At 63.2% G+C, this 16,133-nt stretch carries 15 protein-coding genes; 6 read left to right on the top strand and 9 right to left on the bottom strand.

Annotated elements, in window-relative coordinates:
• Positions 1-47: 47 nt before the first annotated feature.
• Entirely contained in the window at positions 48-947 is a 900-nt protein-coding gene (locus tag HRJ34_RS28490; protein ID WP_208634678.1) for an AraC family transcriptional regulator, read from the bottom strand.
• A 153-nt stretch (positions 948-1,100) separates the two neighbouring features.
• On the opposite strand from HRJ34_RS28490, the gene HRJ34_RS28485 reads away from it, so the two are divergent.
• The 3 genes from HRJ34_RS28485 (at position 1,101) to HRJ34_RS28475 (ending at position 6,132) form a co-directional block, all read left to right on the top strand.
• Complete coding sequence (locus tag HRJ34_RS28485) at positions 1,101-2,597, top strand: aldehyde dehydrogenase family protein (protein WP_208634677.1); 1,497 nt, start codon at positions 1,101-1,103, stop codon at positions 2,595-2,597.
• A gap of 82 nt (positions 2,598-2,679) precedes the next feature.
• On the top strand, positions 2,680-4,758 hold the full coding sequence (locus HRJ34_RS28480; protein WP_208634676.1) for a PQQ-dependent dehydrogenase, methanol/ethanol family: 2,079 nt from the start codon (positions 2,680-2,682) through the stop codon (positions 4,756-4,758).
• Positions 4,759-4,869: 111 nt separating this feature from the next.
• A complete protein-coding gene (locus HRJ34_RS28475; protein WP_208634675.1) occupies positions 4,870-6,132 on the top strand; it encodes an MFS transporter in 1,263 nt (420 codons plus the stop codon).
• 32 nt (positions 6,133-6,164) lie between these two features.
• On the opposite strand, the gene HRJ34_RS28470 is transcribed toward HRJ34_RS28475, so the two are convergent.
• From HRJ34_RS28470 to HRJ34_RS28455, 4 genes are all read right to left on the bottom strand, one after another.
• Complete coding sequence (locus tag HRJ34_RS28470; RefSeq protein ID WP_208634674.1) at positions 6,165-6,932, bottom strand: SDR family NAD(P)-dependent oxidoreductase; 768 nt, start codon at positions 6,930-6,932, stop codon at positions 6,165-6,167.
• Between the two features lie 68 nt (positions 6,933-7,000).
• Positions 7,001-7,480 carry a VOC family protein gene (locus tag HRJ34_RS28465; RefSeq protein ID WP_208634673.1) on the bottom strand — a complete coding sequence of 160 codons (480 nt, stop codon included), beginning with the start codon at positions 7,478-7,480 and terminating at the stop codon, positions 7,001-7,003.
• 116 nt (positions 7,481-7,596) lie between these two features.
• Complete coding sequence (locus HRJ34_RS28460) at positions 7,597-8,124, bottom strand: hypothetical protein (RefSeq protein WP_208634672.1); 528 nt, start codon at positions 8,122-8,124, stop codon at positions 7,597-7,599.
• Positions 8,125-8,166: 42 nt separating this feature from the next.
• The gene (locus HRJ34_RS28455; protein ID WP_208634671.1) at positions 8,167-9,000 is read right to left on the bottom strand and encodes an SDR family oxidoreductase; all 834 of its coding nucleotides are present in this window, start codon (positions 8,998-9,000) and stop codon (positions 8,167-8,169) included.
• 376 nt (positions 9,001-9,376) lie between these two features.
• On the opposite strand from HRJ34_RS28455, the gene HRJ34_RS28450 reads away from it, so the two are divergent.
• Positions 9,377-10,327 (top strand): D-2-hydroxyacid dehydrogenase family protein, encoded by a 951-nt coding sequence (locus tag HRJ34_RS28450; protein ID WP_208634670.1) that lies wholly within the window; start codon positions 9,377-9,379, stop codon positions 10,325-10,327.
• Positions 10,328-10,409: 82 nt separating this feature from the next.
• On the top strand, positions 10,410-11,264 hold the full coding sequence (locus tag HRJ34_RS28445) for an NAD-dependent epimerase/dehydratase family protein (RefSeq protein ID WP_208634669.1): 855 nt from the start codon (positions 10,410-10,412) through the stop codon (positions 11,262-11,264).
• A 26-nt stretch (positions 11,265-11,290) separates the two neighbouring features.
• Here the strand turns inward: HRJ34_RS28445 and HRJ34_RS28440 are convergent, their stop codons facing one another.
• The gene (locus HRJ34_RS28440) at positions 11,291-12,328 is read right to left on the bottom strand and encodes a CaiB/BaiF CoA transferase family protein (protein WP_208634668.1); all 1,038 of its coding nucleotides are present in this window, start codon (positions 12,326-12,328) and stop codon (positions 11,291-11,293) included.
• Positions 12,325-12,696 (bottom strand): AMP-binding enzyme, encoded by a 372-nt coding sequence (locus HRJ34_RS29530; protein ID WP_208634667.1) that lies wholly within the window; start codon positions 12,694-12,696, stop codon positions 12,325-12,327. The genes HRJ34_RS28440 and HRJ34_RS29530 overlap by 4 nt, the downstream gene beginning before the upstream one ends.
• A gap of 242 nt (positions 12,697-12,938) precedes the next feature.
• Between HRJ34_RS29530 and HRJ34_RS28430 the strand changes: the two genes are divergently transcribed.
• Complete coding sequence (locus HRJ34_RS28430) at positions 12,939-13,859, top strand: hypothetical protein (RefSeq protein ID WP_208634666.1); 921 nt, start codon at positions 12,939-12,941, stop codon at positions 13,857-13,859.
• 8 nt (positions 13,860-13,867) lie between these two features.
• On the opposite strand, the gene HRJ34_RS28425 is transcribed toward HRJ34_RS28430, so the two are convergent.
• Positions 13,868-14,884, bottom strand: coding sequence for a ParB/RepB/Spo0J family partition protein (locus tag HRJ34_RS28425; RefSeq protein WP_208634665.1), 1,017 nt, complete (start codon positions 14,882-14,884; stop codon positions 13,868-13,870).
• Positions 14,885-14,930: 46 nt separating this feature from the next.
• The gene (locus tag HRJ34_RS28420; protein ID WP_208634664.1) at positions 14,931-16,133 is read right to left on the bottom strand and encodes an AAA family ATPase; all 1,203 of its coding nucleotides are present in this window, start codon (positions 16,131-16,133) and stop codon (positions 14,931-14,933) included.

Raw genomic sequence — 16,133 nt, 5'->3', positions numbered from 1 at the left:
ATATGATCGGCTGGCAATGTCGTTAAGCTCGAAGGGCACGCCGCCGCCTATGCAGCGGAGCGCTCCGCCTGCGACAATTGCCGGAAACGGGAGACCTCGCGCGCCGGCGGGGCGCCGAAAACCCGCTTATATTCCCGGCTGAACTGCGACGGGCTGTCATAGCCGACTTCGAAGCCGGCCTTGCCCGCTTCCATGCGTTCCGACAGGATGAGGCGCCGCGCCTCATGCAGCCGGATCTGCTTTTGATATTGCAGCGGGCTGAGCGATGTCGCGGCCTTGAAATGCTGGTGGAATGCGGACGGGCTCATATTGGCGGCGGCGGCCACCGTCGATACGCTGAACGCCTCGTTATAATGGCGCTTGATCCATTCGATCGCGCGATTGACCTGCGAGATGCGGCTGTCGGCCAGAACCAGCTGTCGCAGCATCCTGGCTTCCGGGCCCTGCACCAGCCGGTAGAGAATTTCCCGCTCGATCAACGGCGCCATGATCGGAATGTCGCGGGGCCGGGCGAGCAATCCCAGCAGCCGGGCGAGCGGGTCCAGCAGGTCCGGCGTCACGGTACCCAGCATCAGGCTGTCGGTCGGGTCGGATCGTCCGCCGTCCGGGGGCAGGTCCAGGACGAGCGTCCGCAAGGCCTCCAGGTCCAGCTTCAGGCGCAACCCCAGATAGGGCTCCTGCGGGCTGGCGACGGTGATCGATCCGGCCAGCGGCAGATCGACGGCAACGACCAGATAATGCGCGCAATCATAGGCGAAGCTCGCCGTGCCCAGCATCGCGACCTTCGCCCCCTGCAGGACGAAGCAGATCGACGGTTCATACATCGCATGCATGAACTCGGTCGAGACCTGCGACTGATAGACCGAGACATTGGGCAGCGCGGTTTGCGTGTTGCCCTCGCCGCCATGCTGCCGGACGATCTGCTGTAGCGTGGCAAGCGAGTCCATGATGCTCTCCGATGGCCTGTCCGGAAAAGCGGATCCGGGACTTACATGTATGCTTAACTCGTAGGATTGTGCAATTCTACAGGAGGAATTGTCTACCACCTTCAGCGATCCCGGTCATAGCTTGCCGGCAAACAGCCTTTCAGGAGAGCCTCCATGCATGATCGATCCGCCACGCCTGCGCGTCCCGCCTTCCTCGACGGCAAGGCGAAGAAGCTGTTCATCGGCGGGAAGTGGGTTGAGGCCCAGTCGGGCAAGACCTTCGGATCGGTGAACCCGGCGACGGGCGCAGCCCTGGACGAGGTGGCGCTGGGCGACGCGGTCGATGTGGATCTGGCCGTCGCAGCGGCCAGGCGCGCGTTCGAGGGGCCGTGGGGTAGCATGCGCCCGGTGGAACGGCAGAAGATATTGCTGCGCATCGCCGATCTGCTGGAAGCGCATGCGGAGGAGATTGCCCTGCTCGACACGCTCGACATGGGGGCGCCGGTCGTGATTTCCCGCTATCTGGCGTCGAACGTCATTGGCGACACCTTCCGCTTCTGCGCGGGGCAGGCCGTGGCGATCCAGGGGGAGACGATGACACCGTCGCTGCCCGGCGACGTGTTTGCCTATACCCGCAAGGAGCCGATCGGGGTCGTGGGTGGCATCGTTCCCTGGAACGGCCCGGCGTTCAACGCCACCTGGAAGATTGCCCCCGCTTTGGCGGCGGGGTGCACGCTGGTGCTCAAGGTCGCGGAGCAGGCGTCGCTCTCGCCTCTGCGCATGGCGCAATTGTGCATGGAGGCGGGACTGCCCGAAGGCGTGCTCAACATCATCACCGGATTCGGCGAAACCGCCGGCGCGCGGCTGGCCGCCCATCCCGACGTCGACAAGATTTCCTTCACCGGATCGACCGAGACGGGCCAGCATATCATCCGTGCCTCGGCCGGGAACATCAAGAAGCTGACGCTGGAGCTGGGCGGCAAATCCCCCGATATCGTCTTTGCCGATGCCGACCTAGACCGGGCCGTGCCCGCGGCGGCGATGGGGGTGTTCGGCAATTCGGGCCAGGCGTGCCTCGCGGGATCGCGGCTTTTCGTCGAACGCGGCATCTATGAGGAGTTCACGCAGCGGGTCGCGGAATTCGGCAAGTCGCTGACCGTGGGCGATCCGCTGGACGCCGGCACGCAGATCGGCCCGGTGGTGTCGAAGGAACAGCTCGACCGGATCAACGGCTATCTCGCGGCGGGCGCGTCGGAGGGCGCGGTGGCGCTCGCCGGCGGGGTGCAATTGACCGACGGCAAGCTGGCCGATGGCTATTTCATCCCGCCCACGGTCTTCGCCAATGTGCATGACGACATGACAATCGCCCGCGAGGAGATTTTCGGCCCGGTCATTTCGGCCATTCCCTTCGATGAGGTCGACGACGTCATCCAGCGGGCAAACGACACGCCCTATGGCCTGGCCAGCGGGGTATGGACCAACGACATCAACAAGGCGCACAAGGTGTCCAGCCGCCTGCGCGCGGGCACCGTATGGATCAACGCCTATTCGCTGATGGACCCGGCGGTGCCGTTCGGCGGATACAAGATGAGCGGATATGGCAAGGAATCCGGCACGCATCAGGTGCAGGAATATCTGAACAGCAAGGCCGTCTGGGTCCAGACGAACTGACCGCTGGGCACACCGTAAAGATGCACCGCCGGGCGATTTTCCGGCGGGCCGACAACAAGAAGATCGATTGGGGAGTGATGTGATGAGCAGCATATGGCGCGCCCTCCTGCCTCTGGGAGCGCTTCTCCTGGCGATGACGGGATGCCAGCGCGGCGCGTCATCGGGCGGTGACGCCGACTGGCCGCTGCACGGGCAGAATGCCTGGGGACAGGGCTATGCTGCCTCGGATCAGATCGACACGTCCAATGTCGCCCGGCTGGGCCTGCAATGGTATCATCAGTTCGATGTCGATCGGGGCGAGGAAGCGACCCCGATCATGGTCGACGGCGTGCTGTATGTCAGCACCGCCTGGTCGAAGGTCCATGCGTTCGATGCGCGCAGCGGCAAGGAACTGTGGGCCTTCGATCCCAAGGTGCCGCCCGAGACATTGCCCAAGGGCTGCTGCGATGCGGTCAATCGCGGCGTGTCGGTCGCCAACGGACGCGTGTTCGTGGGGACATTTGACGGACGACTGATCGCCCTCGACGCGCGCAGCGGCAAGCAGCTCTGGTCGATCGTCACGGTCGATCAGACCAAGCCCTATACCATCACCGGCGCGACCAATGTCGCCAAGAACCTGGTCATGATCGGCAATGGCGGCGCGGAATACGGCGTGCGCGGCTATGTGTCGGCCTATGATCAGGCGACGGGGCGGCTCGTCTGGCGCTTCTATACCGTGCCCAATCCGGACGGGAAGCCCGATGGGCAGCCATCCGACAAGCCGCTTCGGGAACTGGCGGAAAAAGGCTGGTTCGGCGATGTCTGGCGCAAGATCGGCGGGGGCGGGACGGTCTGGGACTCGATGGTCTATGATCCGCAGAGCGACCTGTTCTATTTCGGCGTCGGCAACGGAACCCCCCACGATCACAAGGTTCGCTCGCAGGGGAAGGGCGACAATCTGTTCCTGTCCTCGATCGTGGCGGTGAAGGCCACGACCGGCGAATATATGTGGCATTATCAGACCACGCCGGGCGACAGCTGGGACTATACCGCGACCGCGCCGCTCATCCTGATGGACAGGGTGATCGACGGGAAGCCGCGCAAGCTGATCGTCCAGGCGCCCAAGAACGGCTTTTTCTACGTGCTCGACCGCCTGACCGGAGAGTTGGTGTCGGCCAGCCCGTTCGTGCCGGTCAACTGGGCCACGGGCATTGATGCCCGGACCGGCCGGCCGATCGAGGTGCCCGCAGCACGCTATGAAACGAAGGGCTATTACCAGCTGCCGGGCGGCTTTGGCGGGCATAGCTGGCACCCGATGGCGTTCAGCCCGCAAACCGGGCTCGTCTATATTCCCGCGCAGAATGTCGGGCAATTTTTCGAGAAGGACCCCGATTTCAAGTTTCGGCCCGGCCATCTCAACACGGCGCTGGGCGGCGCCAAGCTGGAATTCCCGGATGACGACGCGGCGATCGCGGCCGTCAAAAAGGCCAGTTTCGGCGAGCTGATCGCCTGGGATCCCGTGGCCCGGAAGGCGCGATGGAAGGTCCGGCATCGCTTCTTCATGAACGGTGGCGCGCTGGCGACCGCCGGCGGGCTGGTGTTCCAGGGCAATGTCGAGGGGCATTTCGTGGCCTATGATGCCGCCACTGGCCAGCAATTATGGTCCTATGAGACGGTCAACGGCATCGTCGCCGCGCCCATCAGCTATCAGCTGGGTGGCAGGCAATATGTCGCCGTCATGGTGGGAACCGGCGGCTTTGCGCCCATGATCGGGACGATCACGCCGGACCTGCCGCGCCTGCGCGGACGGCTGATGGTGTTCGCGCTCGACGGCCAGGCCAAGGCGGAGCCCTATGACGTACCGCCGCCCGCGCGCGTCGATCTGCAGGGCGTCACCTCCACCGGCGATCCCCAGGCAGGACTGGCCAAATATAATTTCGCCTGTCTTGTCTGCCATGGTTTCAGCGCTACCGGGCGCTACACCGCCGATCTGCGGCGGTCCGAGATCATCAAGTCGTCGGAGGCTTTCCAGAACGTCGTGCGGGGCGGTGTGCTTAAGGATCTGGGGATGGTGAGCTTCGCCGAGCTCTATTCGCCCAGCGACGTCGAGGATATCCGCGCCTATCTGATCCGCGAAGGCGGGAAGGTTGAGAGACGGCAGAACAGGCCGCCCGCGCCATGATGGCGCGTCCATATTACGCGGATGTGATGAAAGTCAGCCGGCAGTCGCTATCCGTTGACAAATGTGGCTCCCGCTGCAAGCCTCCCGGGAAAGAGATGAGGGGAGAGCGGCATGGCGGGGGCTGACACAGGCGATGCGGTACCCATGCCGCGCCAGACCTTGCTACAGGAATGGCAGGACCACTGGCGCGTAGGCGTTGCCGCTTTTCTGGCGCTGAGCTTTTCGCTGGGGTCGTACATGGCGGCGACCAGCATGTTCATCCTGCCGCTGGAAAAGGCCTTTGGCTGGTCGCGCAGCGACATAGCGTTCGCGCATAATGCCGGCCTGCTGTCTGCATTCCTGTCGCCATTCTTTGGCCGCCTGATCGACCGGGTCGGTGCGCGCAGGATCATGCTCGTCGGGAGCGTGCTGTTTGCCCTGGCCTTTTTCGGGCTGGGGGCGATGAACGGGTCTCTGCTGCTGTTCTACTTCCTGTTTGCGATGATCTTCGTGTCTGGTCTTGCGACCAGCGGCATCACTTGCTCGCGCGTGGTCAGCGAAGTCTTCGTGCATTCGCGCGGCTTTTCGCTTGCCGCGGCGCGCAGCGGGATGGCGCTGTCGGGCGCCTTCCTGCCGGCGATCCTCTATCTCGTGATTACCCACCTGGGGTGGCGTGCCGGCTATATGGTCGAAGGCATGATGGTGCTGCTGATCGTGTGGCCCGCAATCTATTTCTGGATCGGCCGCTCAGGGACGCGCCGGGATCCGCAGGCGGCCCGACCCTTGCCAACGGCGGTCGCCCCGGTCCGGTGGGGTCAGTTGCTGCGCGAACCGAAAATCTGGGTCCTGTGCCTGGGTGCCAGCCTGGGCTATGCGCCGGCGTCGGCGTTGATGAGCCAGTTGCAGCCCCTGCTGATCGACAAGAGCATCAATCCGGCCAGCGCCGCCACCCTGGTCGGCCTGGCGGGTGTCGCCAGCTTTGTCGGCGCGATCGTCACGGGCAGCCTGGTCGATCGGTTCTGGGCGCCGGGCGTCGCCCTGATATTCGCCTGCGGGTCGGCGGCCGGGTGCATGCTGTTCGCCGGAAATGCGACGATGACAGGGCCGGTTGCCGCAGGCGCCATCATGCTGATCGGGCTGGGCCTGGGCGCGGAAATCGACGTGGTCGCCTATATGGTCGCGCGCTATTTCGGGGTCACGAGCTTTTCGACGATTTATGGCCTGACGGTGTTCTTCCTGACATTTTCCGGCTCGCTCAGCTCATGGCTGTTGGGATCGGCCTATGATCGGTTCGGCAACTATGATCTCGCGCTGTCGGTCATGGCCGGAGCCTTCCTGGCCGCAGGACTGGCCTATCTCATGCTGGGCCGTTACCCGTCCCGGCCGGTGGAATAGGATATCGTCCGGAGGAACAGGCACATGGACGTTCAGACCGTCAGATAGCCCCCGTCCACCGGCAGCAGGGATCCGGTCACATAGCTCGACGCGTCGCTCAGCAGCCAGACGGCGCCTTGCGCGACTTCGTCTGCACTGCCGACCCTGCCCATCGGGATGGCGGCCTTGACATGCTCTACCATCTCGACCGCCTCCAGCGACACAGGCCCCCGGTCCAGCATCGGCGTCTGCGTGACGCCCGGCAGAAGCGCGTTCACGCGGATGTTCATCCTCGCATAATCCACGGCCGCCGCCCGGGTCAGGCCGATGACGCCATGCTTGGCCGCGATATACTCGGCCGAGCCGGGGATCGCGACCTGCCCCAGGCTGGAAGCCGTGTTGACGATGGATCCGCCGCCGCCGGCAAGCATGGCCGGAATCTGATATTTCATGCACAGGAACACACCCGTCAGGTTGATACCGATCAGGCGATGCCAATGGCCCGTGTCGATCTCATGCAGGGGTATGTTGGACTGTTCGATCCCGGCATTGTTGAACGCACCATCGAGCCGGCCGAACCGATCGATCGTCATGCGGACCATGTCGCGGACATTCTCCTCCTGCGCGACGTTCACAGCCACGAAGATCGCCGAGCCGCCAGCCTGTTGGATGTCCGCGCAAACCCGATGACCCTGCGCTTCGTCGACATCCGCCAGGACGATGTGGGCGCCATGCGACGCCAGGCGCAAGGCCGCCGAACGCCCGATGCCGCTCGCCGCGCCCGTGACGATGATGACCTTGTTCTTCAATGTGGACGGCATGGCGCCTCTCCGGTTTCATGGTGCAGCTTCGTCACAACTGAGGGCGGCCAGATCGGCAGCTTGGACGATCAGCGGGTCGTCAGGCGGGGAACGCTGTCAAAGAATACACGACCGGCCGCATCCAGCCGGATGAACTCGCTGTAATGACCAAGGTCGGCCCGCGTGTCGGCGTAGCTGAAGTCGAGAAAGCCTTCGATCTTTCCGTGAAAAGGGACCGCATAGCCGAGCGCATCCAGCCGTTCGAGCATCGCGTCATGATCGTCGATCAGAAATCCGAAATGATGCAGATGGACAGGCCCGACCGTTGCCGGCAGCACATCGTCATAGATCGTCTTCTGCGTGGTATCGGGCTGGATGATTTCGATCATGACATCGTCGATGAAGCCAAGGCCAAGCCGCTTGGTGGGCGAAGCGACGCCGTCGGTCGGAGCAGGGTCATTGATGAGAAACGCCATGTCGCCATAGCGTGCGCGATAGGATGCGATGGCGCTGTCGAGATCGCGCGTGACATAGCCGAACTGAAAGAACCCGCTGAAGAAATGCTGCATGTCTCTTCTCTCTGGAACAGGGTGTAATACCAAGCTGCGTTGATGAGAACTCATAAGCCCCTCCCCTGAAGGGGAGGGAGAGTCTCGCTCAACGCAGTTTGGTATAAATCAAGCGATCAGGCGGCAGATATTTTCCGGGATTCGTTGAAGAATGCATGGCCTGCGGGCAGGCACAGGATATATTCCAGATAATGGCCGAATATGGGCCGGGTATCGAGATACAGATATTTCAATATATCTTCATGCTGGCCCTGGAACAGAATCGGAAAATCATGCCTTTCCGACTCTTTCAGGACATGATCCCATTCGGCGTCGTCATAGAGCATGTGGGCGATATGATGCAGCCGCAACAGCTGGCCCGGTTCCGGCGCCGGCGTTTCCCAGAAGGTCTGCTCCGCAGTCGATGCCTCGGTCCGGGTGACTTGCTGGATCTGGATCATGATGTCGCCGACCCAGGTCTTGGCATCGCGCATCGTCACGCCCGGCGCGGCTTCGAGCACGGGAGAATATTGCCAGATGCGCGCGCCGAACCGTGTTTCGATGGCGCGCTTGGCGCCATCCATGTCTCTGGTCGCATAGCCGAACTGGAACAGATTGGGCAGAAAGATGCCGCCCGCTTCGTTGTCGAAGGCGTTCACGCGCATGGACAATCCCCTCCTCGCCATAATGATCGGCGTGCGTCGTAATCAGTAGGCGGCCAGTATCCGGCCGAAATAATCCTCAACCAACGGCCGGAGGCCCGGGTGCGTGGCGATGAAACCGGGATTGTCGGGCAAGGCGCGGATCGCAATGTCGGCCACTTCCTCTGCCGTGAGGAAGAATTTGGTGTCGGCAAGCGGCATCGGCGCCCCTTCGCGCGGTACCATGTCGGTAGGCGACATGCCGGTGTTCGCCGTCGTGCCATAGCGGGCGGGGCGGCTGCGCGCCGACTGGAGGATGTCGGATTCGGTGCCGGCGGGGATGAGGATGCTCACGCCCACGCCATGCTGCGCCGCTTCGGGCCGCAATGCCGCGCCCAGCGCCATGACCGCCGATTTGGCCGATGTATAGGGACCATGGCCCAGCACCCAGTCGGGCACCAGGCCGGCGTGGGAACCCGTCAACAGGATCTGGCCTTCGCCTGCTTTGGCCATCAGTGGATAGAAGGCCTGGATGCAATGGGTGACGCCGCGCAGCACGACGTCATAGATCCAGTCCCAATCCTCGTCCCCATGGTTCAGGAATGGGCCAGCGGTCGTCACGCCTGCATTCGCGCACAATAGATGGACGGCCCCGAATTCCGTCACCGCCCGGTCCGCCAGGTCGCGCACCGCCGCACGGTCCGACACGTCGCATGGCACGACCAGCACCTGCGCGCCGCGCTCGCGGACGGCATCCGCCGCCAGCGCCAGCCGCTCGGCGCTGGTTGACGCGAGCACGATGTTCATCCCTGCGTCTGCCAGTCCCAGCGCGAGGGCGCGACCGATCCCTGTCGCCCCGCCTGTGATGACAGCGGTCTTGCCTTTCTGAATAACCGTCATGCGCTCTCTCTCTCCTGCCGTCGGCCCAGCGGGCTTGCGAGCCGCTGCCGGGCGTCTGGATCATCTTGTCATGCGTGCTGCACGATGCCTGTAGGCAGTATGTGCGCATGTGCCACGCCGGCATCATCCGGACCGCAGGGATAGCATGGGGCTCCGGCCTGGACGCTTCGAATTTCTGCAAAAGAATTGTTCGGAGAACGGCCATAATCGGCGCGGGCAGGAGATGGGCTGCTCTGCTATGGAGTCATGGCAGGCAGAGCCGCCACGGGCCGCAGGACAGGCGGAGACGGATGTTCAACCGTCTGCGGTCGAATGTCTGGCGAAAGCAACGATCCGCTGACGCGGACCATGCGAATGATCAGGTGAGGATAGAGTGATGCTGAAAATCGCAGTTCTGGACGACTATGCGAATGCGTCCCTGTCCTGTGCCGACTGGTCGGATATCGAGCGTCGGGCGGACGTCACGATCTTCAACCGCTATATCGCGGAGGAGGATCTGGTTGCGACGCTCGCGCCCTTCGACATCATCTGCCTGCTGCGGGAGCGCACCGCGATGCCGGCCGCGATATTGCGCCAGTTGCCGCAACTCAAGGCGATCATTCTGTCCGACGCCTATATTCGCGTCGTCGATCGGGACGCTGCGGCCGCGTGCGGGATCGCGATCGTCGATGGTCAGCCGCCCGAAGGCGCCACGATATCGCCGCACGATACGGCCGAATTCGTGTGGGGCCTGATCATCGCGACCGTGCGCCATATTCCGCAGGAAGTCGCCCGTCTGCGCCAGGGGCAATGGCAGCAGACGCTGGGGATGTCTTTGGCCGGGCGAACGCTTGGCATTGCCGGCCTGGGCAGGACAGGCGCGAAGGTCGCCGAATATGCGCGCGCCTTCGACATGAAGGTCATTGCCTGGAGCGCGAACCTGACGGAGGAAACGGCCGCACGGCATGGCGTGGAACGGGTCGACAAGGACATGCTGTTCCGTCGGAGCGATGTCGTTACCATTCATTACGCGCTGGGCGATCGCAGTCGCGGCCTGGTCGGCGCGCGCGAGATCGACGCCATGAAACCGACCGCCTATCTCATAAACACGTCGCGCGGCCCGATCGTGGACGAACAGGCCCTGCTGTCGGCGCTTCGGGAAAAACGCATTGCAGGGGCGGCATTGGACGTGTTCGATCGGGAGCCGTTGCCCGGCGAGCATCCATTTCTGGCGCTCGACAATGTCGTCGCCACGCCGCATCTGGGCTTCGTCACGGATCGGACGATGGGCTTTTATCACGCCAGTATCGCGTCGACGCTTGGGAACTATCTGCGCCAGACCGCCTAGACGCATTTCGTTTGCGCACGGCCAGGGGCACAGCGACGCCGGATCAATCGGGCGGCGTCTCGCAATCAGGGAGGATGACAGGATGCGCGTTGCAGTGACCGGAAGTTCGGGGAAGATCGGCCGGGAGGCCGTGGCGGCGCTGCTGGCGGCAGGACACCAGGTGGTCGGCCTCGACCAGACGCTCGGATCGATCGAGGGGATGCATCCGCTCCTGTGCGACTGCACGGATTTCGGCCAGGTCATGGGTGCGCTGAGCGGTGCCGACATCGCTGGACGGATCGACGCCGTGGTGCACATGGCGGGCATTCCCGCGCCCGGGCTGACGCCGGACCACGTCGTTTTCCAGGCCAACTTCATGTCCACCTACCATATCTTCTCCGCAGCGGCACGTCTGGGGATCGAGCGGGTGGTATGGGGGTCGAGCGAATCCATCCTCGGCGTGCCGTTCGCCATCCCGCCGCAAATCGTGCCGATCGATGAAAGCGTGCAGACGCGGGCGGAATGGTCCTACTCCCTGACCAAGAAGCTGGGGGAGGAGATGGCGGACGAATTCTGTCGCTGGCACGACAATCTGTGCATCGTGTCGCTCCGCTTCTCGAACGTCTTCACCGCCGCCGATTATGCCGCACGCCCCGCAGTCGAGGCGAACCCGCAGCAACGCCATTATAATCTGTGGAGCTATGTCGACGCCCGCGACGCCGGCATGGCTTGCCATCTGGCGATCGAAGCGGACCTTTCCGGGCATGAGCGGCTCATCATCGCGGCGGCGGACACCGTCGTCAGCATGCCTTCGGCCGAACTGATGGCCACCTATTTCCCCGGCGTGCCGTCCAGCGTGCCGCTGGAAGGCAATGTCTCGCTCCTGTCCTCAAAGCGCGCTGCCGAGCGGATCGGCTATCACCCCCGCCACAGCTGGCGGGACAACGACGGGGCCTGATCCGAAACGGCATTTCGGATCTGGGTCTAGGCCAGGCTGCGGGCGGACGGGCGCAGGAAATCGGGGACGATCGGCAGCGGCAAGGAGGGGAAATTGCCGTCGTCGCAAGAGGGCGGGTCGATGCCCGCCATCGCTTCTTCATAGGTCTGAACCAGCGCGCAGGCAGCATCGGCCAGCGTGAAGGCATCGATCCATTCCTGCGCCGGCCGTTGCGATATGCGGGCCGCAATGGCGGCCTTCGTGGCAGCGGCGTCATCGAACGGGGCATCGATCAGTTCCGGCAATTCCAGCACGGTGCAGAATGCGTGCCAGAACTTGTCCTCGACCGGTGCCGCAGCGATCCAGCGACCGTCTGCCGCGCGGTACAGGCTGTATCGCGGCGAGATGCCGGTTTCGATGGAGTCATTGGGCAGGCGCCAGCGCCCTTCGCCGAACGCACTGACGAAGGCGGGATACAGGAAGGGATGCACATTGTCCGCCATGGCGATCTCGATCCTGCTCCCTCGCCCCGTCCGTTCGCGTTGTAGCAATGCGAGCAGGATATTGATGACCGCAGGATAGCTGCCGCCGCCAATGTCTGCGATGAGCGCAGGCGGCATCACCGGAGATCCGTCCGCCGCCGTCGCCTGCATGAGCAGGCCGCTCTCGGCCGCGTAGGTCAGGTCGTGCCCCGCCTTCAACGCAGCGGGGCCAGTCGATCCATAGCCGTTGATCGAGCAGTAGATCAGGCGCGCATTCATGGCCCGCAACGCGTCGGCGCCCAGTCCGAGGCGATCCATCACCCCCGGCCTGAACTGTTCGATCACGACATCGGCCTGCCGGATCAGGGGATCCAGCTGCTCACGGGCGGAGGGGGACTTGAGGTCGACGAACAGGCTGGTCTTGCCGGCGTTCAGCATCGCGAATTCCGCCGGGCGCGCACGCATCATGTCGCCTTCGGGCGGCCGTTCCACCTTGATGACGTCCGCGCCGGCGGCCGTCAGCATGAGCGTGGCGAACGGCCCCGGCAGAAGCGTGCTGAAATCCAGGACGCGTATGCCTTCCAGCGGGAGTGCCTGGGTCATGCCGGTGCCTGGGCCGTGAGCAGGGCGCGCAGCTCCTCCTTGCGGACCTTGCCGCTTGGCGTCATCGGCAGGCTGTCGATGATCTCAAGCCGTTCGGGCCACTTGAACTTTGCGACACCCTTGTCGTCAAGCCATTGGGTCAACGCCTTCAGCGTCGGCTGCATGTCGGCAGCGGGCACGACGAAGGCAACGGCCCGCTGGCCCAGCCGTTCGTCCGCTATGCCGACGATGGACAATTGTGCAATCATCGGATGATCGAACAGCAATCCTTCCACTTCGGCAGGAGAGATATTCTCGCCGCCGCGAATGATGATGTCCTTGCGCCTGCCGACGATCCGCAGATAGCGGTCGGCATCGACCTCGGCCACGTCGCCGCTATGGATATAGCCGTCGGGATCGAACGCGGCGGCCCCATGCGCCGGATCCAGATATCCCAGACACAGATTGGGGCCGTGATAGACGAATTCGCCTCTGCCGGTCTGGCTCTGGGCCCCGTCTTCATCGACCAGGCGATAACTGCAATTATCACATGTCCACCATCAGACCATATTGGATAGGGAAAGAAACATGGGTGTTTGGTTTCCCCTGAGGTTGGGATAAAGTCGCCTCAATGGTGACCTCCCCCTCTACCGACTTCTCCATCGGGCCGGCAATGCTTATGCTCGGCCGACTGGATGGACGACTTCAGAACAGCCCATGGGCTGACATTTGGTTGGCCCGTGCGCGGTTGCAGGGCGCGGCCCAACTCGCCGGTCTCGCCGGCGTGCCCATCGACGTCCGTCATCTGCAGCACTGGATTTGCGGCCGCACACCCCCTCCCCGCGCCTCTGAAGGGTTGAACGATCCCGTCTCTGTGGCAGCGGTGTTTCATCTCGCCATCGAGGCCGGCGTTGGCGACAAGGGGCCGTTGGCGCGCGCGACGCTCAACGTCTTGCGCACTGTGCTGGATGATCGATCCGAAGCCGAAGTCTGGGCGGGCAGCGACCTGGCCTATTTTGGTCCAGCGTGGCGGCAGGCGCGGATCGAGGCACAAGCGCCCTACCCCTCCCCTTCCCTGCGCTCTGTCGCCGATCGGATTGCCGCCATGCTCAAGACGGTGGTCGATGCCGATCAGTCTGCAGTGGACGTGATGGCGATCGACGGTCGGACGCTCACGCTCGAACCGAGGGTGCGCGATCGCGCCTGGTTGGTGGCCAGCCATGTCCCCGCCATGCTCCATCATGCCGGTCTCACATTGGGCACCCTGCCCTCCCTGATTCTGTTGCCGAAATTTCCGCCACACAACGTTGGCGAGTTGACCGATGTCATGATGCGATCGCTGCTGGCGACCTGCCAATCCGGCCTGAAGGATCTCGACTGGATCGAGCGCCAAGGCTCAAAGGCGTTGGCCGTATCAGCAACACGGCGCAGCCGTGCTCCCCTCCTCGCCCGCCTTGCGCTTGCCTATCCCGGGCTTCGCCCATCTGCCGTGGCGCGGCTTCTTGAGGTCACGCCGCAGGGAGCACGAAAGCTGGTGGCCAAACTGGCGTGAAGCCGAGCCTACTGCCAATGCGTGTCGAGCAACGCCTTGATGGCCGCCTCCACTTCGTCCCGCGAACCGCCAGCATGTGGAAGCAGGGTGATCCTCACCCCCTTGCGGTCCTTACCCTCGAACCGAAGCAAGGGCTTTCCGCTCTGCGACGCCACAGTTTCACTCGATCCTGACCTCTTGGGGGATCCTGACCTCTTGGGGGGATCGGCCGCCAGCGCCAATGCACGAATAATCTCCGGCACCGCAATAAGAGCGCCCTCTCCTCCCGATCGATCGCCGAGCGCCGCTGCTTCGGCAAATACGCGCTGGCGACGATCATCGGGTTTCAGCAAGGGCTTGATGGCTGTGACATGCTTGATCCGCAAATCCTGCGGATTGGGAAAAGCGACCATCAGTTCCGCCGGCAGGCGCGCGAGATCGAGATAACGGCTCAACCAGCTTTCGGTAACGTTGATCCGCTCGGCCATGACCTTTTGCCGGCCCTCGTAATACGCATCGAGGGCGCGAAGATAATCGCGCGCGCGCTCCAGATCACTGAGGTCTTCGCGCGCTCTGTTCTCAATGTCCGCTATGCGGAACGCTTCCTCGTCCGACAGTTCGCGAATGTCGATCAGGAAGCGGAAGTCGGGATAATTGTGGCCGCGTAACCAGCTTATCGACCAATGGCGGCGCGCGCCGCAGATCACCTCGAAATCATAATCGGGTTCGCCACGCACGCGGCGGACGATCGCGGGCATCTCTTGGCGACCTTGCGCCTTTATGCTCTCGATAAGATCGGCGCACCGCTCTTCGTTGAGCAAGGCATATTCGCGGTTATGCCCTACCCACATCCGGCAGCGCGCGGGATCGACCAATTCGTGGGTGCGGCTAACGACCGTCCCCGCGGCCAGTTCGGCCAACCGATTCTCCCGGCCTGTCAGGACATTGGCGCCCAGCCCAGGCCGGCGCGGCGCGGGCGCACCATCTTCGGGTGGATTGATTCCAGCGGCCAATTCTGCTGCGAAACTCGCATTCTTCCTGCTCATGAAGCCGTTCCTTCACCCGGAATTGCACCGGTGCAATTTTCCCGTTTCACGCCAGACCTTCCTTTCGCAAACGGCTCAAATGGCTGGGCCACATGGCCCGAATATCCAACTCGAGTTCAGCATTTACCCCATCGAGATAGGTCAGACAGCGGTTGCGGACCGCACTGCTCGTCACAGGACCGTCGAGCTCATAGACCGTCATCAAACGCGCGGTCGCGTTGTCGATCTCGGCGGAGTCCTTCAGCGGCGTGCGGACCATCGCCTGACCGAAAAGTGTCCGCATCAAATTGAGTAGTTCCTTCTGCATCGACTTGTTCTCATCGACCTTAGAGGCGACAAAGCGCAGAAATTTGAGCGTCGGCGCAAAGCCGCGTTCCGCCAGCGTCTCGATGGTTTCATCCAACATCGCCAGAAACGCCGCGGTCGAAGAAAAGTCCATGACGGTCGGCGGCACTGGAACGACAAGCGCGTTCGCGGCGCGCAAAACCGACAATGAGATGGCGCCAAGGGCCGGCGGCGGATCGAGCACGATCACATCGAAACGATCGGAGATACTAGCGATGCCCTCGGACAGGCGATCGATAAGCCCCCCCTGCCCTCGCGCCATTCGGGCTGCAATCTCATATTCTGACTGGAACAGCCGCAAATTTGCCGGGATCAGTTCGAGACCGTCGAAATGCGTTTTGCGCAGCGCATAATCAAGCGAGGTCTTCTCCTCTTCCCGGAGAAACGGGTAGAGCGTATCCTCCTCGCTCAGATCAAGATCAGGCACATAGCCGAACAATGTCGTCGCGGAGGCCTGGCTGTCGCAGTCGATCAGGGCAACACGATAACCCTGGATTGCGAGATATTGGGCAAGGTGGACCGACAAGGTCGACTTGCCGACACCTCCCTTGAAGTTCTGGACGGCCACGACACAGCATGGATCGTCGGCCGCTCGCCAGGGCCTAGTGCCGAACAGGCCCCGCATATCATTGAGTTGGGCAAGCGTGTAACCAACCCTGCGATTATTCTCGGTTCGCGGCGGCGGCGGAAGACGCCCGTCCTTTTCCGCATCGCGGATTGCAGCGGGCGTCCGCCCAACCAGATCAGCGGCCTTTCCGATCGGAAAAGTGGGCTCACGGCGTTCATCCGCGCGCGCGCTGCGCGCTGAATCGCGCAGGCGCTCCAGCACCGACGAGGTGCGCTGGGCAAGCGCCGCCACCGAGAGAAGATCATGGGTGTCGTCAATGTCTAGTGATGCTGCCAC

This window comes from Rhizorhabdus wittichii (genome assembly GCF_017607425.1).
Taxonomy (GTDB): Bacteria; Pseudomonadota; Alphaproteobacteria; order Sphingomonadales; family Sphingomonadaceae; genus Rhizorhabdus; species Rhizorhabdus wittichii.
The sequence above is the reverse complement of the archived record's forward strand: the minus strand, read 5'-3'. Positions and strand labels throughout refer to the sequence as shown.